Here is a 21,830-nt window from a genome sequence, read left to right as displayed (position 1 = left end):
TATTATGATGCTATTTCAAATTCTTTTTCTTGTCATCGTTGCCTTTTCAACAAGTCGAGCTCTGTTGCGGTTTAGGGAAAAAGCCTTAAATTTAGGCGGGGTAATATTTTGGGTTTTGGTTTGGGGGGTAGGGTCAGTAGTGGTTTTTTACCCCGGACTTTCCTCAACTCTAGCAAATTTGTTTGGAATAGGGCGTGGGTCGGATTTAATTTTGTACTTGTCAGTAATTCTGTTGTTTTACCTAATTTACCGCATTTATGTCAAGCTCGCAGGTCTCTCAAGAAAACTCGATTTATTAATTCGCAAACTTTCGAAACAGTAGATCTGGTAGTCCTAATTTACCCTTAATTAGGATTAAATTGCAGGAACAAAATAAGTCGCGGGAACCACTTGTCCATCTTCCAACGATGCCATTCCCTCAAAAACATACACCGGTTGGGCATAGTCAATATTTTGTCTATCAAGAATTTTTATTTCGTATTGTTGTACGCTTACCGAGACCACCTTTGGCTTTGGGGCATCCACATCAAAGTAAAAACTCTCGGGCATTTTAAGATTTACCAGTATTCCTTTATTTTCTTTAACTTCCTCTATCGCTCCTTTAATATCCTTTAGGGGATATGTCCCAAAGCGCGAAGTATCCAGCGCGGTGTAATAAAGCGAGAGGTTTTTAATTTTATTTTCTGGTCCAATCATCATTGTCAAAAGATAGCTTTGATAGGGGAGGCTTGTTGTCTTGAATTCGCCAGCTGGCGAACCAAGGTTTCTCACGAAGGGTACGAAAACCGTATCGTAAGTATCAGCTGTCCCATCAGTTGGATACTGATTACCTTTAGAAATTTTATAGGCAACCCCAGTTTCGTCTGGGATTAAATTAAAGCTGTCCAGTTTGAATTCGTTAAGATAATTTTTAGCGGTTAAGACAGCTCCTTCTCTGGTTGGTCTGGTTAAATTATAATTTAGACCTTGATCATAAAAAGAAAACTGTTGGAATTCGTTCCAAAAAGTCAACGAGGCAGACTTGTCTCTGTTGTAAAAGATTGAAGATCCATCCTCTTGAGGAAATGCTGTCGTTTCTAGTTTTAGACTTTGAGCAATTTGCCTTGCCGTTTTTTCGTCAACTTTAGTATCTTTAAGATACTGATAAACTGGAGCGGTGTAGGCTGGCGCCTGTTCAGTGGGCACATCGACCCCAATCGTAGCGTTTTGCTCTGACTGATAAACAAACGAAATTTTAGGCGCCGAAATACTCCCAAAGATTGGATTTACCGCTTGCTTGATTTCCTCTTGTTTTTTGGTTGCAATTTGGGATTTTTGATACTCTTTATAGGCCGAGTAACCGCCAAGGATGAGGGCAAGGGCTAGAACAATTAGAGTTATAGGAAGCTTTTTTATAATCATATTCGTCTTTAAGTATAGATTAAATTAAGATACAATAAAAGGATGTCCCGCGAAGTTCAGCAAGTAAAAAAACAACACCCGGTTCCGCAAAATATCATGAGCGTGGAATTCAAGCTCATCGGCGACATGACAGTCAGGCAGTTTTTTTATGTGGCAGCTGGTGCTATTCTGGGAATTCTGTTTTTTAAGTCGGGGCTTCCCTTTCTTATAAAGTGGCCCTTTACTCTTTTATTTAGTTTGGGCGGAGCGGCTCTTGCCTTTGTCCCCCTGCAAGAGCGGGGGTTAGATGTTTGGTTTAAAAGCTTTATTCGGGTCTTTGGAGTTCCAACCCAAATGGTCTGGAAAAAAGATCCTACCCCTCCCGCCTTTTTCTTGTCGGATTATGCTAAAGCAGTAAACGCAGATTTAATTGCTATGACTCCAACTAAGAGTCGTCACCGACTACATTCTTATCTGGAGGCTATAAGAAATAGCGCTAGTCTTGATCCCCACGACCGAAAAGAAAGAGAGTTATTGGCTAAATTAAATTTTGATTTGGCAATTCCCCCACAGCTTGCGGGTTTGTTTGAGGAACAAAGTCCCCGTCTTTTACTTCCTGCCAAAGAAGCTTTTTTTAGCGATAACACCTTTACAGGTCAAACATCTCCATTTATTAAAAATGTTAAAAAAGACCGACCCCTGCGAAACATTGCATTAGAAAAAGAAATCATCCTCCCTAAAGATTATAAAGATATTCCTGTTAAGGTTGAGGTTGTTGGGGTTAAAAAAGATGGGGTAGGGAACGCAAAGGACGAAGAAAACGCACTACAAAAGAAAACTGAAGAATTAAAAAAAACCATGGGGAGAATTAGAAAAGACAAAGAGAAAAAAGAATCTAAAAAAATTCTCCAAGATATTCCCAAGGAAAAGAAAGAAGGTCCAAGTCCTTTAGTGAGGCTCACAACCATCTTTTTAAGACCAAAAAAATTACCTAAAACAGATTTTGCCAATGTTTCCCCTAGTCCCCAAGAAAGCGACAATTCTTTGTTCGCAAAAATTCCTAAGGGGGATGAGGGGGAAAAGAGGGAACAGAAGGAAGAAAAAGGAGAAGAAACAGCGACAATTGTTCGCGAATCTGAAGTTACAAATCCAAAACCAGAACCCCAGATTAGTAAAATAGAAATAGTAGATGCTGGGGTTGCAAAATCTCAAGTAGAAGACAAGATCAAAAAAACAGCAATGGCAGATGTTAATATACTAAAAGGTCATGTCTTGGACAGCAACGACCGTATTGTGGAAGGCGCCTTGCTTCTAGTAAAAGATTCTCAAGGCGATCCCGAAAGAGCCACAAAAACCAACGCTTTAGGAGAGTTTATTACTGTTACTCCGCTAAACAATGGCAAATATTCGATAGAAACTAGGTATGAGGGGATGGTTTTCAATGTGGTAAACTTTATAGCAACTGGAGCAAAACTTGATTATTTAACAATTAAAGCTAAAGCTACCCATGGCTAAAAAATACACGGCTTCTACCCAAGAGCATTTAGATATAGAGACGATTGTGAATGATCTTGTAATCTTAAAAAACGGGGGAGCGGTTTGCGTTTTAGAAACCTCGTCGGTTAATTTTGATTTGCTGTCGGAACGAGAACAAGATGCCGCAATCGCAGCTTATAGCGCCCTTTTAAACTCGCTATCTTTTTTTGTTCAGATAGTAATTAGAAGCAAAAAGATGGACATTACCTCATATGTAGAGAATGTAAAGCGTAGCGAAGACGAAAAAACCGATCCTAAACAAAAGCAGGAGATTTTAAGATACCGTAAGTTTGTTGAGGAGCTGGTTACAAAAAACGAAATTTTGGATAAAAAATTTTATGTCGTGCTTCCCTATACTTCGATTAGCCTAAGACCCTCATCGGATCCATTTTTTTGGTTCAAATCCCTTTTGGGTCTGCCAACAAAACGCCGAGAAAGAGTAGATGTAGGTTATGTGGAAAAGCGCGCCCGCACAATGTTAGAGCCTAAGAGAGACCATTTGATAAAGGAGTTTACAAGGTTAAATATTCGCGCGCGACAACTTAAGACCGATGAATTAATTGAGCTATTTTACGATCTCTACAACCCAGAAAGCGCCCGAATGCAAAAGGTTAAAGGATCGGTGTTGGAGTACACAGTTCCATTAGTTGAACCAAAAGTCGCGATTTAGAAATTAAGAATTAGAAATTTGTGAGATATGCTTGGATTATTTAAACCAAAAACTAAAAAAGTTGAGGAAAAAGCAAAAGGTGAAAACTCCGTTGTTGCCTCAATCGCTCCTGTTCCCGATGAACGAAAAAAAGGCAAAACGGTAAGTTTAATTTCCGAGGGATCTTTAGAGGTTCGTGATATCATCGCTCCGTCTGCTATAGAGGTAGATTTTGATCACATAAAAATTGCCAATAAATTCTATCGCACTCTCTTTGTTTCGGGTTACCCCCGCTTTGTTGGAGCCAACTGGTTGGAACCAATCATCAATTTTGACCATTCTTTGCTTATCTCAATGTTTTATTATCCCGTGGAGGCGCGGGGAGTTTTAGATGACCTTAGGCGCAAAATTGCCGAAATGGAAGCAACTTTATCAACCGATAGAGAGCGAGGCAGAGTTGTCGACCCCGCGGTTCAAGCGGCACTTGACGACGCAGGATCTTTACAGGAACAGTTGGTTAAAGGAATGGAAAGGTTCTTCCAATTTTCTTTTTACATCACAATTCCAGCCGACTCTCTAGAGGAGTTGGATCGCATTTCCAATAGAGTGGAATCGGCGCTGGGTTCTTTAATGCTTATTTCTAAACACGCTACTCTCCAAATGGAGGATGCCTTCCAAAGCACTTTACCCACCTGCCAAGACAAGCTTTATATTACAAGAAACATGGATACCACAAGCGTTGCCACCACCTTTCCGTTTACTTCTAGTGAACTGTCGGCAAACGAAGGCATTTTATATGGCGTTAATAAACACAACGGATCGCTGATCATTTTTGACCGATTTACCTTGGAAAACGCCAACTCGGTTATTTTTGCCAAGTCGGGTGCTGGAAAAAGCTATTTCGTAAAAATAGAAATTATCCGTTCTTTGCTTTTTGGTACCGAGGTTATGATCATTGATCCCGAAAGCGAGTATAAAAAAATGTGTGAGGCCATGGGCGGGGATTATCTAAATTTTTCTATAGACAGCACCGTGCGAATAAACCCCTTTGACCTTCCAGAACCAATTCTTGGCGAAGAACGAGATCAACTGGGGTTAAAAATTTTAACTTTGCATACCTTATTTAAAATCATGTTGGGAAGTTTGACTTCTACCGAAGAAGCGGTTTTGGACAACGCTTTAATGGTCAGCTATAAACTTAAAGGAATTACTCAAGATCCGTCAACCCAAAGAAAAGAGCCCCCTGTAATGCAAGATTTATATAAAGTATTGCTATCTTTGGAGGAGCCAGAAGCAAAGACTCTTTCCGAAAGATTAGAAAGGTATATTAGAGGGTCGCTGGCGGGAATTTTTGATCAGCGATCTAATGTGGACATTAAAAATAGGCTCACGGTGTTTTCGGTGCAAAATTTAGAAGATATTCTACGACCTATTGCTATTTATATAATTTTGGATTTTGTCTGGACAAAAATAAAAGGCGACCTTAAAAAGCGCATTTTAGTTGTGGATGAGGCTTGGTATTTAATGCAAAACGCCGACTCGGCAGAATTTTTATTTTCTATTGCTAAAAGGGCACGAAAGTATTATTTGGGGCTTTCTACTATTACTCAAGATGTTTCGGACTTTTTATCTTCGGAGTATGGAAAAACCATTATTACCAACTCATCTTTGCAAATTCTTTTAAAACAGCATCCGGCTTCTATTGACCAGGTTGCCGAAGTATTTTATTTATCCGAAGGAGAAAAGAGGCTACTCTTATCTGCGGGGGTGGGAGAAGGACTATTTTTTGCCGGATCTAATCATGTTGCGATGCAAGTTGTAGCGTCCGAAGAGGAACATAAATTAATTACCACAAACCCTGCAGAACTGATCAAAATGAAAGAAGAGGAGGGGGAAACAAAAGTAGAAAAACTTAAAAAGAAATTCTCCGAAGCTAAATCCGAACCCACCCCCACAACTCCTGCAAGTTAGCATTAACTCCACTTATTTTTCCTACTATGACAATCTTTAAATTGGTATCGTAAATATCCTGGTTTAACAACAAATTATCGGGTAGTACCCGAATCGGGTAGTACCCGCATTCCGACAACGAATCCGCACTTTATAAACTATAGGTTTTTGTGTTATAATTCCTCTACATTTCACGCGAATAGATCTAACCTAAGGGGGGTATCATGAAACGCAACGATTTTCCGTCCTCTTTTTTGTTTGGTGCCGCGACGAGCGCGCACCAAATCGAGGGGGAGTGGGGTTCCGACTGGCACTACGCTGAAGCATCAGGTCGTGTGCCAGCTGTGGGTATCGCCTGCGATCACAGGCGATATCGCAAGATTTTCAAGTCGGGGTAGTAGAGAACTACGGTCGTTTCTACCCAGTTTCTAGGGGGTTTGCGATTCCTGCGTACCTGTGCAACTTGTTTTCCCTCGTGGGATTTCACGGGGGAGACTGGTTGGGAGTGAATTACTACCGCTCTTATCAAGTAGGAGCTAAGGGAGCGGTAGACAGAGCGTCGGAACTTGGATTTACAGATATGGGATGGGGGGTTTACCCCGAGGGGCTGTTCGATGTATTAACGGCACTTGGGAAAAAATTCCATTTCCCTATCTACATTACAGAAAATGGATTGGCGGACTTTGCGGATGCAAAGCGGTGGGCTTTAGACTACAAAAGGTTTAGAGTTTGGCTTACAGAAATACAAAAATCTCTATACATACTTACAAGAATGTGGCTTTACGCTTATTTTTAAGGAAGTGGTTTATGGTGAAGATGGGAGACCTAAAGGAAATTGTGATGCAGATTTTGTCTTACAAACCACTAAGGATTACTACGAAAATAATTGCGAGAGGGCTGTAATCGTCTCAAGTGATGGGGATTATGCAAGTTTAGTAAAATTTCTTATTGATAATAAAAGGTTGTTGGTCGTGTTATCTCCCGCAAGAAAAGAGAAATGTTCAATACTATTAAAAAGGACTGGGGCTACGATATCGTATATAAACGATCAACGATCAATATTATATTTGTCAAAAAAGAAAAAGCCCCCGTTAAGGACAAAATCTTAAAAGGGTCTTTTTCGTAGTGATCGTAGTAATTATAACAAAAATAAGTTTAACAGCAAGCGGGAAATTTTTAATTAGAGAGAGAAATGAAACTAATAAATTACTTTCACTTAGGAGGTGGAAGAGTTTGGGGTTGCTAGATCAAGGTTTGCCATGGAAAGTCTATGGAGCAATGTGGAATTAGGATTGGACTCTTACGGGCATGACGACATAGTAGTAGTCGGGGATTTCATCAACCGAAAACTTGGCTGGGGCAACTGGACCCATAGATTCAAGAGTAGCAGTTTTTCCAGATACCGCGTTTAAAAAATCCAGCAAAAATTTTCCATTAAAGGCAATCGTCATATCATCACCTGTAATTTTGCATTTTACTGTTGCTTTGCTTTCGCCAATTTCGGGTGTTTCGGAAGAAACCGTTAATACTCCATCAGCCTGGTTTAGTTCAAATTTGACAATCTTGGATTCGTCTTTAGCGAAAACACCGGCAAGTTTTATAGCCGAAACAAGGTCGGCAAAATCAATTTCGGCTTTAACCGTGTGCTCTTGGGGAACTATCTTCTTGTAGTCGGGAAAATCGCCATCTAATTGCCTAATGCTAATAAAAATATCTTCGCCCTCAAACGAAAGAGAGTTCTCTTTTTCTAAAAATCCAATCGTAACCGGCTTTTGGCTTCCTGACAAGATGCGGGAGGTCTCGAGCAAATGTTTTGATGGCAAAACAAAAGAGAGAGCTTTTTCTTGAGCCTGTTTTTGCGCCAGCAGTTTTTCGGCTAGTCTAAATCCGTCTACACAAGCAAAAGAAATGCGGTCCTTATCAAGACTTATCTGTGTTCCGGTAAGAATTGGTCTGGTATCATCAGTTGCCGAGGCAAAACAAACCACAGAGAGATTTTCAAAAAGATCCTTGGCATTAATACTAAAGGAGTTTGTAACATCCGTGTTGGCGGCAATTTTGGGAAATTCCAAAGCCTCGACGCAGGAAAATTTGGAGAGGGAGTTTTCTGACTCTACAATAAGCATCGATCCCTCGGTGTGAACCAACAGTCTTTCACCTTTAACGGTCCCCAAATATTCGTGCAAAACCCTTGCGGGAACCGTTATTGCCCCCTCCTCCTCTATTTTTGCCCCAACCCAAGTAGTAACGGATTTTTCTAGATCAGTTGCCGAAATTTTAAGGCGACCTCTATCAGTCTCTATGAGGACATTAGATAAAATTGGTAAAGTAGCTTTTTGGGATACGGCTTTATTAGCATTGGTAAAAGCGTTAAATAGGTTTTTTGTGATAATAGAAAATTTCATGCCTGGTCTTTTTTGACTGGTTTAATAACTACTCTTCTTTCGCGACCCTCGCCGGTACTTTCTGTTGTTAAGTTTGGGTTTTCGGATACAAATGTATGCACGATTAATCTATCATACGCTGGCATGGGAGAAAGCCCCACCTCTTTGTTAAAAAAGATGACTTTGTCGCAACCGGCTTGGGCAATCTTTTTTATCCAATCTTCCCGCTCTTTTCTATAATTGCCAACATCCAACGAAATAGGGGTCCATTTTTCGGTCTTTCGGTACAGGGCAAGCTCTAAAAAAAGTTGCATGGCGTTTAGGGTCTCTCCGTGAAAGCCAATAATGTTGCCAAGGTGCTCACCTTCCAGAGAAACATAAAAGCGCCCCTCTTTTTCCTCAATAGAGACTTCGGCTGTTACCTCAATAAGTTTAAGTAATTCCAATGTTGTTGCTAAGATTTGCTCTTTTGGACTATCCATTGTTGTAAAATTCCCAAAACTGTTTGTAAAAACCAATAAAAAACCAAACCCGATGGAAACTTATAACCAATAAAAACGGTCATAACGGGTCCTAAATACATCATTTGCTTTTGCATATTATACATGACATCGTCCGATTTTTCTTCGGTTTTTTCGGCGACTTCCTTTTGCACCTTGGCAAGAGCTCCCATGGGGGTCATCATTTTAGTCATTACAAACTGCGATAGACCCGCAAGTATTGGCATAATATAGTAAGGATCAGGTTTGGCAAGATTTAAATATAAAAATGAGGTATTTAGCTTATGACCTGCTTCTGATCTTAAAAACTCAAAGTATAAATTGGGATTAAGGATAGAAACATCATCAACCGCTTTAAGAACCCTTAGAAAGACATTATATAAGGCAAACAGGATAATAATCTGGAGAATTTGAGGCAGACACCCAGACGCGGGGTTAATACCATGTTTTTTGTAAAGCTCCATTTGCTTTTGCGCCATAAGTTTTTTGTCTTTACCATAGATTTTTTTTAGCTCCTCAAGCTCACCCGCCACCTCTTTTTGCTTTTTCAGCATTTTTAGGGAGGGGAGAGAGAGGGGGTAGAGAATGAGTTTAAGAAAAAGAGTGAGGAATAAAATTGCTAAACCAAAATTATTAAATCCAACCTTATAAAAAAATATTAAGAGGTTTAGTATAGGATCAGTCAGAAGTAATTGAATAATATTTGTCATAATTAAGCTGGGTCACTTCCTCCAACATTATGTGGATTACAGCGCAGGATTCTCCTCACACCTTTTATGCCCCCATGTAAAATTCCGTACTTCGTAATGGCGTCAATTGTATATTGAGAACAGCTGGGAGTAAATCGGCAAATTTTTTGGGGAAAGATAATTGACAGAACTCCTGTTTCAAACGAGAGGAGTTTTTGGTAGAGCCGTATCAAAAGAATGACTAATTTCTTCATAAGATCTACCTAAAATACTCTTTTTAGGAATAAACACAATGTCAAATCCCAGTTTAAACTCATTTAGTCTTTTTTGGACACCTTGACGCAAGAGCCTTTTATAGCGATTGCGCACGGTTGCCCTTTTGTTGAAGTTGGTCGAAAAGATAAAGCCAAACCGCAAACCTTTTGGATTTTTGGCGTGGGCGCAGGCAATAATAAAGAAAGGAAAATTATAACTTCTACCAAGTCTCTTGACTCTTCTAAAATCATAGTCGTCTAAAAGACGATATTCAGCAGGAAGCATAATACTTTAAGAGGACACCTTGCGTACTTTTACCGTAAGAGAAGCTCTTTTTTTAGCCCTTCTTCTTTTGAGCACATTTCTACCACCCGCGGTTTGGGAGCGTTTTAAAAACCCATGCTTACGGGCGCGTTTTTTCTTTTTTGGTTGCCAAGTTCTTTTAGGCATGAGGGAAATATATCACATATGTTGCTATTATCAAATGTTTTTCCAAAATGTTAGAATGTAAGCATGAAAGATATTACAAACGCCTTGGAAAAATTATCAAACGCCTTTTCTAAAAGACCCGAAATACTTGCGGGGTATCTTTTTGGTTCTTATTTAAAAGGAACTGCTGTATCAACTAGTGACATAGACATTGCTGTTTTACTTGATAAGGATGTTTTTAATCCAAAAAGCTATCAGTATATGCTTGAATTGCAAAATGAAGTATCTAAAAACATCGTTGATTTTAAGACAGAGATTATCCCAACAACTTATATGTCTTATCCACTGCGATTTACCGCCCCACTTCTGGGGAAAGTAATTTATTGTAAAGACCAAGCTAAAAGGCTAAGAGAAGAAAAAAAGTTAGAGATAGATTACGAAGAATTAAAAGAGCTTTACGACATGCGTCATAAGATTATAATGGAGAGAGTAAAAAGTCGTGTTATGGCAAACTCCTAAAGCAAGTTGTGGGGGATGGTAATGCCAAATTTAGAGAAGGCGTTATCCAAAAGTATTATACCTTCTGTTCTTCTGTTTAAACTTCCAAGAATGACACCTAGAATTTTGTGTCCCGAATTTTCTACATAAGTTATTAAACACAATCCCGAATCCTCGGTATAACCGGTTTTTACTCCTTTAGCTCCAGGGTAGGTAGAGAGCAAATTGGTTTGGTTTTGTAGGTAAATATATTTGTGTCTTTCGGTTGCAAAAATCTCATATTCAAATGTGGCAAATATCTCGGCAAGCTCCGGTTTTCTCAAGGCGTATTCTGTCAAAATCGCTAAGTCATAAGCTGTGGAATAATACTCTTTGTTTTTGGGATTAAGACCACTGGGTTCCGAAAATTTAGTATTTTCTAAACCTAAATCACTTGCCTTGCGATTCATCCAGTCGGTAAATGTTTTGGCGTCTCCAGCAACTCCTTCAGCTATGGCATAGGCAGTGTCATTTCCTGAGGCAAGAACCAGCCCATAGAGCAATTCTTCTAAGGTATATTCTTCGCCTGGCGAAATACCCATGACATTTTCGCCGATAGTACCAGCTTTTTGCGAAACAACTATTTTTTCATCCAACTTTAGGTGCTCCACCGCGACAACTGCTGTGGCAATTTTGACAAGGCTGGCAACAGGGACTTGCTTTTGGGCATTTTTATTGTAGATTATGGTGTTGGTTGCCAAATCGACAAATAAAACCTCTTGCGCCGAGACCTCTGGAGTCGCGGTTTCTGGGGAGTTTCTAAGATCAAAAGATAGCCTTTGGGGATTTTTATCCCCCTCGTTTCTAAAAGTTGCTTCGTAGAGGATCTCTTTATTGCCGTTTTCTAGCGTTTTGGAGAATTTTTGGGGCTTTGTCCAGGTTGTTAGAGCAATAATTAAAATAAGCACGAGTAAAAATGGGGCAAAATACTTTTTAATTGGAGTTTTTTTTGGTAAGATGTTTTCCATGGTTAAACTAATTGATTTTTTTGCCACATGGTGTGGTCCTTGTCGCGCAATGTTACCTATTGTAGAAGAAACAGTATCGGAATTACAAGGGAAAATTGAATTCGAGAAAGTTGATGTAGATAGCAATTCGCCTCGCGCCCAAGAATTTGGCGTTATGAGTATTCCCACCTTTGTTTTGCTAAAGGATGGAAAAGAAGTGGATAGAAAAATGGGGATGATATCAAAAGAGCAGTTTGCCGGTTGGATTAAGTTGCACATTTAAGTATGGAAAAAAGCAATCATCAAACCACAACACTTTTGGAAACAGCTGTGCAGTTGGAACCAAAAAAATTAGTGACAGATTCTAAAAGAGTAAGAATCGCCATAAATGGATTTGGCAGAATCGGTCGCGCCGTACTTAAAATTGCTCAAGAAAGGGAAGATGTAGAGGTTGTTGCTATAAACGATCTTTCGGACATTGCAACTTTGGCGCACTTGTTAAAGTACGATTCGGTTTATGGAATTTATTCCAAAACTATCAATATCCAAGACAATTTGCTTTTTGTCGATGGAAAAAAGATTCAGGTTTTGTCAATTCCGGACCCAGCAAATCTTCCCTGGAAGTCTTTGGAGATTGATGTAGTGGTTGAATGTACCGGAAGATTGACCAAGGATGGCGCTTCGAGTGCTCATGTAACAGCTGGAGCCAAGAAAGTTATTATTTCTGCCCCTGCCAAAGGTGGTAATGTTAAAACGATTATTTTGGGGGTAAATGATGGGGAATACAAAGGTGAACCTTTGGTATCTAACGGTTCTTGCACCACAAATTGCATAGCCCCTGTTGTTAAAGTCGTAGAAAATTCTTTTGGGGTAGAGCAGGTTAGTTGTACTACTGTTCATGCCATGACCTCGGAGCAAAACATTGTTGATAGCGCCCCACCTGCCTTGCACAAAGATTTAAGACGCGCTAGGGCTGCAGGAAGTAATATTATCCCCACAACATCTGGAGCAGCTACCGCTCTTGTTGAGGCGTTTCCAAATCTGGTTGGAAAGGTAGAAGTAGTATCTCTGCGAGTTCCGATAATTTGCGGATCTATTACCGATTTTACCTTTGTCACAAAAAAAGAAACTACAGTAGAAGAAGTCAACAAAATTTTGACTTCCGCTTCTCTTTCTGGAGAGTATAAGAATGTTTTGGCAACAACATCGGATCCAATTGTTTCTTCGGATATTATTGGAAACCCGGCTTCTAGCCTTGTGGATCTTTCGTTAACCAAAGTGATATCTAAAAACCTTGTTAAGATATTTTCTTGGTATGACAATGAATGGGGATACAGTAATAGACTTATAGACCTATGCCAACACATCAGCTCGTAATTTCCCACCCTAAAAATTGTATTGGTTGCCTGCTTTGCGTTTTGGCGTCTGTAAGAATTTCTAAATCCAAAATTGGTCTCTCCGATGGTTTTATTACCGTTTATCCCAAAGGCAAAGAGGGCTTTGATATTTCAGTAGACTACGCATCCAAGAACGATTTTGAAGAAATTGTCACAATCTGCCCCAGAAATTGTTTTAAGATAGACGCCGTAACCATAAAAAAATGAATTACGATTGTAAAACGGTGTTGCAAATAAATCTAACTAATAGAACCTCCCAAGTAAAAATTTATAAAGATTTAAATTGTTATATTGGTGGCGTGGGTCTTGCTTTGGCGATCATCGCGGAGATAAAAGATTCTAACCCGTTAGTTTTTTGTACTGGACCTTTGGGCGGGTTCTTTCCTTATGCCTCCAAGATTATCGGGATGTGCATTTATAACAATACTCTTTGTGAGGCAGTTGGTGGTGGAAGAATGTCTTTGATGATGAATCTCGCGGGGTTAGACGCTATTGTTATAACAGGCCAGAGTCAAAGCAAGGTGGCAATTTCAATAAAAGATCAGCAGGCGAATTTTTTTGAAGCTTCAAAAATATCTCAGAGAGACGCTTTTAAAAACGAAGGGCTACCTAGCAAGCGAAGTCTAATTGAATTTACCAAAAATTGTTTAGTTGATTCCCATTTTAGTTTTGGCAGTAACGAACTTGCGACAGCTGGCGCTTTAAAAAATTTAAAAGCTCTTTTGGTCACGGGTACCCAGTCTTTTGCCGTTGCAAGTTTAGACTACTACCGAAGAATCTATTTTGATATTTTGTCCCGTCCTTCAGATCTTGCGGTGCCTTTTATGGGGTACAGATCCTGCGCGGGATGTCCCGCAGGTTGTAAATATTCAAAGAACGGTGAAGGGGATGTTAATATTGCGGTATTACCTAGATGTTTGGTTGCTTGCCAATTTGCTCAAAATATTTATAATGACATTCCAAGAGTATTCTCGTGCCTTGCGAGTATCGGCTATCATTATAACCACGAAGACTTAGAAGGAATTTCCGAAAGGGTAGGAAAACTGCATGAACTACTTAATCGCCAATTGGAAAGCCAATGACAATTTAGAGTTTGCCAAGAACTGGTTTACTCTTTGGAATAAAAATCCCGCCTTTAACAATTTAGCCGCAATTGTTTGTTCCTCGTTTCCTGTTTTAAGTTTTGTGGCAAGTCAACGCTCGGTTATCTGCGGAGCGCAAGATGTTTCTCTTTTCTCTGGTGGATCTCACACGGGAGAAGTAACCGCCTCCGATTTGGCTTTGTTTGCTAAATATTGTCTTGTAGGGCACAGCGAGAGGAGAAAAGAAATGAGAGAGACAATAGAAGATGTAAGATCTAAGATGGAAAATTTAATTCAGGTTGCTATAATCCCAATATTGTGTTTTGAAGAGGTAGAAGATTTAAAAGTAGTAAAAGGTCTTATCTCAAAAAGTATCTTGGTGTATGAGCCATCAGAAAATATCAGCAGCGGAGGGCAATTTAAAGAAGTGGATTTTAACGCGCTTTATGAAACAGTATCTGACATTAAAAGCAGGTACGGCAGTAATATTTCCCTTCTTTATGGTGGAAGTGTTAACATAAAGAATGTTTTGCAAGTAGCCAACTTAAATGTTTTCAATGGTGTACTTGTAGGTAAAGCAAGTTTGGAGCCTTTGGAGTTTTATCAAATTGGAAAAATATGGGCGCAGAAAGCTTAAAAAAACAAAAGAATAGGATGTTTTTATTGCCCCTAATACCAGTATGTCTCATTGGTCTTTTTTTTGTCTTTAGGGGAAATTGGCTTTTTTCCGCTTCGGTAATTTCTAAAATTATCCCCTCTAAAAATCTTCCACAAAGCGATGGGAGGACAAACATCTTACTTACTGGAGTGGACAAAAACGAGAGGTTAACAGATTCGTTAATGGTTGTTTCTATTCCTCAAAGTCCTGGAAAAATCGTCATGGTTTCATTGCCTCGGGATTTGTGGGTGGAATACAGAACTGGAGCTTCTGCCAAGATCAATGAGGTTTATGCTTACGCAGGACTCGAAACAACAGGATTCAATTCCGAGAAAGGACTCACAGCCCTAAAAAATTCAGTGACTCAAGCTACTGGAATGCCAGTTCACTATTTTGCCAAAGTGGATTTTAATGGCTTTAAAGAAGCCGTAGATGCCTTAGGTGGTATTAGAATCACGGTGCAAAATACCTTTGACGATTATAAGTACCCTGTGGCTGGCAAGGAAGCCAATACTTGTGGATTGACCGAAGATGAAATATTGGAAGGAAAAGATGAAGATTATGTAATTTCCGAAGCGGATTACCCTTGCCGTTTTGAGCGTCTCCATTTTGATAAGGGGATGGTGCAAATGAATGGTGAGAGTGCCCTAAAGTATGCCAGGTCTCGGCATTCAGTAAATCCAGCAGAAGGATCCGATTTTGCGAGAGCAGAAAGGCAACAGCAGGTAATTTTGGCCATAAAGGAGAAAATAATGTCACTAGATACTCTGTTTAACGCTAAAAAAATAAGCGAGCTGTTTGCGATTTATAATAAGTTTGTCGAAACCGATATCACCCTTACCGACGCCGAAGCTCTTTTTGAAGTGGGGATGAAAAGCGATACTACAAACATTAAAACCTCTGTATTGAACAACAGTAATGTAACTGACGGCACAGGTTCAGGGCTTTTATACACACCGACTGATATCGCATCTTACGCGGGGAAATGGGTGCTTTTGCCCAAAGGTGGTTCCTATTCTACGGTTCACGCCTTTATCCAAAAACTGCTTTTTGATGAGTGACAAGCGTCTGTTAGAATATATCTAATGGAAAATTCTATTCACCAAATAATTATCATAGGCTCTGGTCCGGCAGGTCTCACCGCTGCAATTTATGCGTCCCGAGCCTCGTTGCAACCGCTTGTTATAGAAGGGGCGCAATTTGGCGGGCAGTTAATGCAGACAACTCTTGTGGAGAACTTTCCTGGATTTTCCAAAGGGGTGCAAGGACCAGATTTAATGTTGGCAATGCGAAAACAGGCGGAAGATTTTGGGACCCGCTTTGTTGCGGGCGATGCCACGAAAGTAGATTTTTCCAAAAGACCTTTTACTGTTTGGGTAGGGGAGCAGGAATTTAAAGCTCAAGCTGTAATTATTGCAACTGGAGCCCGCGCAAAATGGTTGCCTTTGGAATCAGCCGAAAGATTGCGAGGTAGAGGAGTAACCGCCTGCGCTACCTGTGACGCCCCGTTTTTTAAAGGGCAGGATGTGCTGGTGGTTGGTGGGGGAGATACAGCAGTGGAGGAAGCTTCGTACTTGGCTAAATTTTGCAATAAAATTTACCTGGTAAATATTTTGGATAGCTTGCAGGCAAGCAAAGCTATGCAAGAGAGAATTCTTGGCAAACCTCAATTTGAGATTATCCTAGACTCCAGTGTTATAGAAATATTAGGAGGGGGTAAGGTTATTGGAGTGAAGGTAAAGAACAATAAAACCCAAGAAGAAAAGGTTCTAAATGCCACTGGAGTTTTTATTGCAATTGGACATAGTCCGGCATCCGAGATCTTTAAAGGGCAACTGGAATTAGAACGCGATGGCAGAATCAAAGTTATTGATAACACCAGGACTTCGGTTGCTGGAGTTTTTGTGGCAGGAGATGTTGCCGATAATAAATATTGGCAGGCAGTAGTTGCGGCGGGGTTTGGAGCCATGTCTGCCCTTGACGCGCAGAAGATGATAGAATCTTCTCATGCAACCATTGGCTGACAGGGTGAGACCAAAAACCTTAGACGAGTTTGTTGGTCAAAAACAAATCCTTGCCCTCGAAAAGATCCTATTCAAGTCCATCAGATCTGGTCAGGTTTTTTCGATGATCTTTTGGGGACCTCCAGGAAGCGGTAAAACTACTCTAGCTCGGGTGATTGCTAATGAGACCAAGGCAAGATTTTTGGAATTTTCAGCGGTTAATGCCAAAACCTCGGAACTTAAACCCATCTTTGAAGATATTAGAAAGACCAAAAAAGCTACAGAGAGAGTAATCGTTTTTATTGACGAGATTCATCGGTTTAGCAAAGCCCAGCAAGATGCCTTTTTACCCTATGTAGAAAGGGGCGATATTATTTTAATTGGCGCTACAACCGAAAATCCTAGTTTTGAGGTTATCGGAGCTTTGCTTTCTCGTACTCGGGTTTTTGTCTTGGAACGATTATCCAACAATGACTTAAAAGAGATTATCAATCGCGCTATCAAAGATAAAGCAGTTGGTCTTGGTGAGTACAAAATCAACTTTGATGAAGGAGCCTTAGATTATCTTATTGAGGGGGCAAATGGCGACTCCAGAATTGCCTTGAATGCTTTAGAAATTGCGGCCAACTCAAAGGGTGCAAAAAATATCACCTTGGATGTCGCAACTTTGCAAGACGCTTTGCAAAAAAGAGCTTTACTGTACGATCGGGCAGGGGATGAGCATTACAACACAATTTCGGCTTTTATTAAATCAATGCGCGCCAGCAATACTGATAGCGCTTTGTATTATTTGGCAAGAATGGTGGTAGCTGGAGAAGACCCGCTGTTTATCGCTCGGCGCATGGTGGTTTTTGCCAGTGAAGATATTGGGGCGGCGCAACCCACAGCCTTGGTTGTGGCTAACGCTGTTTTTAGAGCTTGCGAAACCATTGGCTATCCCGAATGTCAAGAAAACTTAGCTCATGGGGTTGTCTATTTATGCAAATGCAAAAAAGATCGTTCGGCCTATAATGCTTACTTTAAGGCGTTGGACGATGTTAAAAAATATGGTAACTTGCCCATTCCTTTGGAAATTCTTAACGCCCCAACTGCTCTGATGAAAAATTTAGGCTATGGGGCAAATTACAAACCGTATTCTACTGGCTCCCTCCTTCCCGAAAAACTAAAAGACAAAAAGTATTATTTAGGGTTAGAATAGATTGGAATAGAATAGGGATTATCCCAAATTTGGGATAATCCCTAATCGAGTCCTAGTCGAATATGCCCAGAAAGAATATTCTAAAAAAGTATCAAGAGGGTAGTTACTACCATATTTATAGTAGAGGAATTTTCCACCAAGATATTTTTGAAACTTCGGATGATTACGCGATTTTTCTCTACAATCTTAAGAAATATTTGCAGAAAGACTTTAAAGAACCTCGATTTAATAAAGTAACTAAGTTGATGGATTATTTTTCTCCTAACTCTGTTGCTGACGAGGTTGGACTCGTTGCATATTGCCTCATGCCAAATCACTTCCACCTGCTTTTGCACAATAAAGAGATTATGGGAATATCGCATCTCACGCGAAGGATTTTATCCAACTATTCTACTTACTTTAATACAACTAGGGGTAAAGATGGACATGTTTTTGAGAGTACATACAAGGCGGTTCTAGTGCGTAACGAAGATCAATTAAAACACTTGTCCAGATATATTCACATAAATCCTTTAAAGCTAGGAGCAGAAACGGATGTTCTTAAATATGCTTATTCGAGCATATCGGATTATCTTGGAGAAACCAAAAGAAGCTGGTTATATCCATCAGTTGTATTATCGAACACCTCCGATTATAAAAGTTTTGTATTGGATTATCTTAAATCTCCAAAGGAAAGCTTGGAGTATTTAGGAACGAGTGTTTTACTGGAGACATAAATTAGGGATTATCCCAAATTTGGGATAATCCCTACTTGTGCCTTTTGTGTTTCGACTATTGTGATAAGGTGGTTTTGGATATACAATCAAATTGTTATGGAACCTACATTTTTGATCATTTTAGTAGTCTTGGCAATTGTAACCCTGTTTAAGGGTTTACGAATTGTCTCCCCTTGGGAAAAGGGGATTGTGGTTAGACTTGGAAGATACCATACAACTTTGGAAAGTGGGATTAACTTTGTAGCTCCTTATATTGATGAGGTGATAAAAGTGGATACCAGAGAACAAGTCATAAGCGTGGAACCGCAACAGGTTATTACCAAAGATAATGTGGTCGTGATAGTGGATGCTGTTATTTATACCAAAGTTGTTGATCCAGTAAAGGCGGAATTTGAAGTGCGAAATTTTGGATTAGCCGCAACGACTTTAGCTCAAACCACTTTGCGAAATTTAATTGGAGACAAATCTCTTGATGAAACACTGGTTGCTCGAGATACCCTCAACGCCTCCTTGCGCGAAACTTTAGATGAGGCCACTCAAAGTTGGGGAGTAAAAGTTACCCGTGTGGAGTTGCAAAGAATTGATCCCCCAGAAGATATCACTCTTGCTATGAGCAAGCAAATGAAGGCAGAACGAGAGCGTAGAGCCATAATTTTAGAGGCCGAAGGAATTAAGCAATCACAAATACTAAAAGCCGAAGGCGAAGCCCAAGCCTTAAAAAATGTTTCCGAAGCCGCCGAAAAATACTTTAAGACCCGTCCCGAGGCTTTAAGAAGGTTGGAGGTTTTAGAAAATGTCTTGGCTTCTAATACCAAGTTTGTTATTCCATCAAGTAGCGAATTAATAAATCTGTTAAATTTAGATGGGGAAAAAACCACAGTATTGCCCCTCAAGCAAAAGAAGTAACAGCCTGTCTCAATGGCTCTAATCTCATGTCCCGTGTGGTAGAATTGGACACATGCTACCTACAGCTCATACATCGGTTGGTTTTCTAATTTCACAAATTAAGATCAAAGGCAAATCTCTCTCAATTAAAGAGGTTTTGTTTGTGATTTTTTGTGCTAATGTTTTTGATTTAGACCTTTTTTATGTTTATTTAGGCGGGCAAAAAATTTACCACCACCTTTTAGTTACTCACACACCTCTATTTGCAGTTTTTCTCATTATCTTGTTTACCCTTGTCTTGCGCTTAAATTGGCGAGTTGCCTTATTGAGTTTTGTGGCCATGCTTTCCCATTTTGTACTGGATGATTTATCTTATTGGTTGTATTTTGTGGGTATTGCTCACGAGGGTAAACCCGAAATCTTTTGGCTTTTCCCCTTTGATGCTAGGCGAGGCGAGGCTCTGCGTTTATATAGCAGTCTGCGGCCAACAGTGGGCGGGTTTTTTGCAAGTTACATCAAACACACAGTATTTATTTTTGAAGGGGTGTTTTTAATTTGGGGTGGGGTTGTCTTTCTAAAAAAGTATGGATTTTTAGTCAAGAAATTGTTTTTTCAGACCACTCTCAAGAGTAAGATAAAAGAATGATTACTCTAATCTATGGTGATGATTTAGAAACATCCCGAAGAAAATTAATTGACTTAAAGCCTGGTGGTGGAAAGGCTGTAACAATCCTTAACGCCGAGGATAACCTTAATGCTGTTATTATGGCATGTTCCTCTCAATCATTATTTGGAGATAAAACTTTTGTAGTTGCCGAATTTTCCAAAAGCCCTAATTCCGAAGCGGATTTTTCATTTATTCAAGATATTTCAAATGATTGCGAGATTATTTTTTGGGTGGGGGGTAATTTGCCCGCCAAAAATGACCTTCTGGTGCAATGTCGTGATGTCAAAGCTAGCATGTTACTATTCCAGAAAATGGCAACTAATTCCTTTAAATTTGTAGATGCGCTAGTTGCAAAAAACTACGATCTAGCCCTCCGCGAACTATTTTTATGTCTTAGAAAGAGCGATCCTTTGGAGATTTTACCTAGTGTGGTTTTTCAATTTCGTAATCTTCTAGGGTACAAGACCAAAAGCGCCTTAGTGTTAAAACTGCATCCTTATGTCCAAAAAAAATCTCAGACTGCGGTAAAAAGATATACGCAAGAAGAATTAATTTTAATTTATTGTAAGATACTAGAATGCGAAGTGGCAATAAAAACAGGGACAATGGATGCGGAACTTGCTATACTAAATTTAGTGGAGGAAATATGCAAAAAAAATACCCCTACATCTACTTAAAAAGCGAACCGCAGCCGGTAAAAAAATCAACGATTAAACTTAAACATTATCTTGGTGTAGCGTTAATTCTCTCTGGCGTTTCTGTTTTTATATTTTTTGTTGGATTTCCTATGTTTAATCAGGTTATGGGAAAAAGATCTTATGAGATAGTAAGCGCAGTGGGGGAGGAGTTTATGAGTGATGCCGGAGAAATGACCGCTTTGTCTTTAATTCAATCCTCTTTTAATGGAAATTCTAATTTTTTTCCTTACAAAGGTACACAAAAAGAGAAATACTTTTTTACCCTATCCATCCCTGTTTTGGGGATTAAAAATGCTCAAGTTGAGGCAAATTCTACCAATACCAATCCTTCCGAAATCCTGGTGCATATTTTAGGGACTGCTGAACCTGGATCATCTGGTAATACTTTTATTACAGGACACTCATCTTTTAAGTATCTCTTTGATCCCACAGATTATAAACAGGTATTTTCTACTTTGGAGGACTTATCCATTGGTGATGAGATAATAATTAATGTTGATAACACAACCTACAGATACGAAGTAATGCAAAAGGAAAAAATTAAACCGCAAGATGTATCTCTTTACAAAGAGCTTTTTCCTAAATTTCTTAATCGCCAAACTGTAACTTTAATGACCTGCTGGCCCGGAGGGACTACCTCATATCGACTCCTTGTCACCGCGCAATTAGCCAATTAGACGGTATAAAACTTTATGAATTTACATAAAAAACAAATCCAAACGATTTTTTCTGAAGTCAAGCAAATAGCTTGTCCCGCTTTTGACAAAGAAAAGGTTTACTTTACTGCTAAGGGAATAAATCACCTTCTATACAAAAACAGCAGAAGCAAAAGAGATTCTAAAAGAATAGAAACTAACACTCGTTTACTTCCAGGAGCAATCAAAGTTTTACGAGTAATGCCGTATTTTCAAGAAGAAAGTTACTATACAAAGGAAAGTGTAATTCACAAATTTTGGGCTTTTGAAGCAGTAGTCGATGATAGAAGAATAAAGGTTGTTATTCGTCAGGTGGGAAAAGGACAAAAGCATTTTTGGAGTGTTATTCCTGCCTGGAGAAAAGATAGATTTGGGATTTTAAATGCTAAAAAGAGAAACCTGGAGGAGTAAAAGTGCCTGCACTGAGCTTGTCGAATGTGCTGGCCGTCGGCTTTAGATTGGCCGAATAAACCTTACGGTTAACCAGCAAGGGCATCTTATCAGACGAAAGTAATTTCGTCAATCTTGAGTTGTACGGTGTCTAACACATACTATTCCATTTATTTTCAATTTAG

Annotated in this window: 30 protein-coding genes; 22 read left to right on the top strand and 8 right to left on the bottom strand. The window is 39.6% G+C overall.

The window, feature by feature from the left end:
* The first annotated feature begins 4 nt into the window (after nt 1–4).
* Nucleotides 5–322, top strand: a complete 318-nt coding sequence (locus KKF75_03490) for a DUF2304 family protein (protein MBU4381255.1) — start codon at nt 5–7, stop codon at nt 320–322.
* Nucleotides 323–354: 32 nt separating this feature from the next.
* On the opposite strand, the gene KKF75_03485 is transcribed toward KKF75_03490, so the two are convergent.
* The gene (locus KKF75_03485) at nt 355–1,401 is read right to left on the bottom strand and encodes a hypothetical protein (GenBank protein ID MBU4381254.1); all 1,047 of its coding nucleotides are present in this window, start codon (nt 1,399–1,401) and stop codon (nt 355–357) included.
* 42 nt (nt 1,402–1,443) lie between these two features.
* On the opposite strand from KKF75_03485, the gene KKF75_03480 reads away from it, so the two are divergent.
* The 6 genes from KKF75_03480 (at nt 1,444) to KKF75_03455 (ending at nt 6,624) form a co-directional block, all read left to right on the top strand.
* Nucleotides 1,444–2,895: a PrgI family protein gene (locus KKF75_03480; protein MBU4381253.1), complete on the top strand. Its 1,452-nt coding sequence runs from the start codon at nt 1,444–1,446 to the stop codon at nt 2,893–2,895.
* Complete coding sequence (locus KKF75_03475) at nt 2,888–3,586, top strand: hypothetical protein (protein MBU4381252.1); 699 nt, start codon at nt 2,888–2,890, stop codon at nt 3,584–3,586. The genes KKF75_03480 and KKF75_03475 overlap by 8 nt, the downstream gene beginning before the upstream one ends.
* 27 nt (nt 3,587–3,613) lie before the next feature.
* Nucleotides 3,614–5,536 (top strand): ATP-binding protein, encoded by a 1,923-nt coding sequence (locus KKF75_03470; protein ID MBU4381251.1) that lies wholly within the window; start codon nt 3,614–3,616, stop codon nt 5,534–5,536.
* Nucleotides 5,537–5,739: 203 nt separating this feature from the next.
* Nucleotides 5,740–5,913 (top strand): family 1 glycosylhydrolase, encoded by a 174-nt coding sequence (locus tag KKF75_03465; protein MBU4381250.1) that lies wholly within the window; start codon nt 5,740–5,742, stop codon nt 5,911–5,913.
* Between the two features lie 182 nt (nt 5,914–6,095).
* Entirely contained in the window at nt 6,096–6,311 is a 216-nt protein-coding gene (locus KKF75_03460) for a family 1 glycosylhydrolase (GenBank protein ID MBU4381249.1), read from the top strand.
* Nucleotides 6,304–6,624, top strand: a complete 321-nt coding sequence (locus tag KKF75_03455) for an NYN domain-containing protein (GenBank protein MBU4381248.1) — start codon at nt 6,304–6,306, stop codon at nt 6,622–6,624. Before KKF75_03460 ends, KKF75_03455 begins: the two co-directional genes overlap by 8 nt.
* Nucleotides 6,625–6,801: 177 nt before the next feature.
* Here KKF75_03455 and dnaN read toward each other — a convergent pair whose 3' ends face one another.
* From dnaN to rpmH, 6 genes are read right to left on the bottom strand one after another with little or no spacing between them, the layout of a single operon-like run.
* On the bottom strand, nt 6,802–7,920 hold the full coding sequence (gene dnaN, locus KKF75_03450) for a DNA polymerase III subunit beta (protein ID MBU4381247.1): 1,119 nt from the start codon (nt 7,918–7,920) through the stop codon (nt 6,802–6,804).
* Nucleotides 7,917–8,381, bottom strand: coding sequence for a KH domain-containing protein (locus KKF75_03445; protein MBU4381246.1), 465 nt, complete (start codon nt 8,379–8,381; stop codon nt 7,917–7,919). Before KKF75_03445 ends, dnaN begins: the two co-directional genes overlap by 4 nt.
* Nucleotides 8,354–9,109: a YidC/Oxa1 family membrane protein insertase gene (locus tag KKF75_03440; protein MBU4381245.1), complete on the bottom strand. Its 756-nt coding sequence runs from the start codon at nt 9,107–9,109 to the stop codon at nt 8,354–8,356. The genes KKF75_03445 and KKF75_03440 overlap by 28 nt, the downstream gene beginning before the upstream one ends.
* Before the next feature lie 2 nt (nt 9,110–9,111).
* Complete coding sequence (gene yidD / locus KKF75_03435) at nt 9,112–9,342, bottom strand: membrane protein insertion efficiency factor YidD (GenBank protein MBU4381244.1); 231 nt, start codon at nt 9,340–9,342, stop codon at nt 9,112–9,114.
* Entirely contained in the window at nt 9,287–9,628 is a 342-nt protein-coding gene (gene rnpA / locus KKF75_03430; protein MBU4381243.1) for a ribonuclease P protein component, read from the bottom strand. Before rnpA ends, yidD begins: the two co-directional genes overlap by 56 nt.
* Nucleotides 9,629–9,634: 6 nt before the next feature.
* The gene (gene rpmH, locus KKF75_03425) at nt 9,635–9,793 is read right to left on the bottom strand and encodes a 50S ribosomal protein L34 (protein MBU4381242.1); all 159 of its coding nucleotides are present in this window, start codon (nt 9,791–9,793) and stop codon (nt 9,635–9,637) included.
* Between the two features lie 63 nt (nt 9,794–9,856).
* On the opposite strand from rpmH, the gene KKF75_03420 reads away from it, so the two are divergent.
* Nucleotides 9,857–10,291: a nucleotidyltransferase domain-containing protein gene (locus KKF75_03420; protein ID MBU4381241.1), complete on the top strand. Its 435-nt coding sequence runs from the start codon at nt 9,857–9,859 to the stop codon at nt 10,289–10,291.
* Here the strand turns inward: KKF75_03420 and KKF75_03415 are convergent.
* Nucleotides 10,288–11,277: a serine hydrolase gene (locus KKF75_03415; protein MBU4381240.1), complete on the bottom strand. Its 990-nt coding sequence runs from the start codon at nt 11,275–11,277 to the stop codon at nt 10,288–10,290. The two genes, KKF75_03420 and KKF75_03415, sit on opposite strands and share 4 nt — an antisense overlap.
* On the opposite strand from KKF75_03415, the gene trxA reads away from it, so the two are divergent.
* The 14 genes from trxA (at nt 11,267) to KKF75_03345 (ending at nt 21,666) form a co-directional block, all read left to right on the top strand.
* Entirely contained in the window at nt 11,267–11,539 is a 273-nt protein-coding gene (gene trxA / locus KKF75_03410) for a thioredoxin (protein ID MBU4381239.1), read from the top strand. The two genes, KKF75_03415 and trxA, sit on opposite strands and share 11 nt — an antisense overlap.
* A gap of 2 nt (nt 11,540–11,541) precedes the next feature.
* On the top strand, nt 11,542–12,633 hold the full coding sequence (gap, locus tag KKF75_03405; GenBank protein ID MBU4381238.1) for a type I glyceraldehyde-3-phosphate dehydrogenase: 1,092 nt from the start codon (nt 11,542–11,544) through the stop codon (nt 12,631–12,633).
* Nucleotides 12,612–12,860, top strand: a complete 249-nt coding sequence (locus KKF75_03400) for a hypothetical protein (GenBank protein ID MBU4381237.1) — start codon at nt 12,612–12,614, stop codon at nt 12,858–12,860. The genes gap and KKF75_03400 overlap by 22 nt, the downstream gene beginning before the upstream one ends.
* Complete coding sequence (locus KKF75_03395; GenBank protein ID MBU4381236.1) at nt 12,857–13,735, top strand: hypothetical protein; 879 nt, start codon at nt 12,857–12,859, stop codon at nt 13,733–13,735. Before KKF75_03400 ends, KKF75_03395 begins: the two co-directional genes overlap by 4 nt.
* Nucleotides 13,701–14,372, top strand: a complete 672-nt coding sequence (locus tag KKF75_03390; GenBank protein MBU4381235.1) for a triose-phosphate isomerase — start codon at nt 13,701–13,703, stop codon at nt 14,370–14,372. The genes KKF75_03395 and KKF75_03390 overlap by 35 nt, the downstream gene beginning before the upstream one ends.
* Nucleotides 14,354–15,454 carry an LCP family protein gene (locus tag KKF75_03385; protein ID MBU4381234.1) on the top strand — a complete coding sequence of 367 codons (1,101 nt, stop codon included), beginning with the start codon at nt 14,354–14,356 and terminating at the stop codon, nt 15,452–15,454. The genes KKF75_03390 and KKF75_03385 overlap by 19 nt, the downstream gene beginning before the upstream one ends.
* Before the next feature lie 24 nt (nt 15,455–15,478).
* On the top strand, nt 15,479–16,417 hold the full coding sequence (gene trxB, locus KKF75_03380; protein MBU4381233.1) for a thioredoxin-disulfide reductase: 939 nt from the start codon (nt 15,479–15,481) through the stop codon (nt 16,415–16,417).
* Nucleotides 16,401–17,594, top strand: coding sequence for a replication-associated recombination protein A (locus tag KKF75_03375; GenBank protein MBU4381232.1), 1,194 nt, complete (start codon nt 16,401–16,403; stop codon nt 17,592–17,594). Before trxB ends, KKF75_03375 begins: the two co-directional genes overlap by 17 nt.
* A 62-nt stretch (nt 17,595–17,656) precedes the next feature.
* On the top strand, nt 17,657–18,310 hold the full coding sequence (locus KKF75_03370; protein ID MBU4381231.1) for a transposase: 654 nt from the start codon (nt 17,657–17,659) through the stop codon (nt 18,308–18,310).
* Nucleotides 18,311–18,406: 96 nt separating this feature from the next.
* Complete coding sequence (locus KKF75_03365; protein ID MBU4381230.1) at nt 18,407–19,216, top strand: SPFH/Band 7/PHB domain protein; 810 nt, start codon at nt 18,407–18,409, stop codon at nt 19,214–19,216.
* Nucleotides 19,217–19,268: 52 nt separating this feature from the next.
* A complete protein-coding gene (locus KKF75_03360; protein MBU4381229.1) occupies nt 19,269–19,841 on the top strand; it encodes a metal-dependent hydrolase in 573 nt (190 codons plus the stop codon).
* On the top strand, nt 19,838–20,539 hold the full coding sequence (locus KKF75_03355) for a hypothetical protein (protein ID MBU4381228.1): 702 nt from the start codon (nt 19,838–19,840) through the stop codon (nt 20,537–20,539). Before KKF75_03360 ends, KKF75_03355 begins: the two co-directional genes overlap by 4 nt.
* Complete coding sequence (locus tag KKF75_03350) at nt 20,509–21,237, top strand: sortase (protein ID MBU4381227.1); 729 nt, start codon at nt 20,509–20,511, stop codon at nt 21,235–21,237. The genes KKF75_03355 and KKF75_03350 overlap by 31 nt, the downstream gene beginning before the upstream one ends.
* Before the next feature lie 15 nt (nt 21,238–21,252).
* A complete protein-coding gene (locus tag KKF75_03345) occupies nt 21,253–21,666 on the top strand; it encodes a hypothetical protein (GenBank protein MBU4381226.1) in 414 nt (137 codons plus the stop codon).
* Nucleotides 21,667–21,830 lie beyond the last annotated feature (164 nt).

The organism is Patescibacteria group bacterium (assembly GCA_018896215.1).
Taxonomy (GTDB): domain Bacteria; phylum Patescibacteriota; class WWE3; order 0-14-0-20-40-13; family 0-14-0-20-40-13; genus JAHINB01.
Note: the sequence above shows the minus strand (reverse complement) of the source record. Positions and strands in the feature narration are given on the sequence as shown.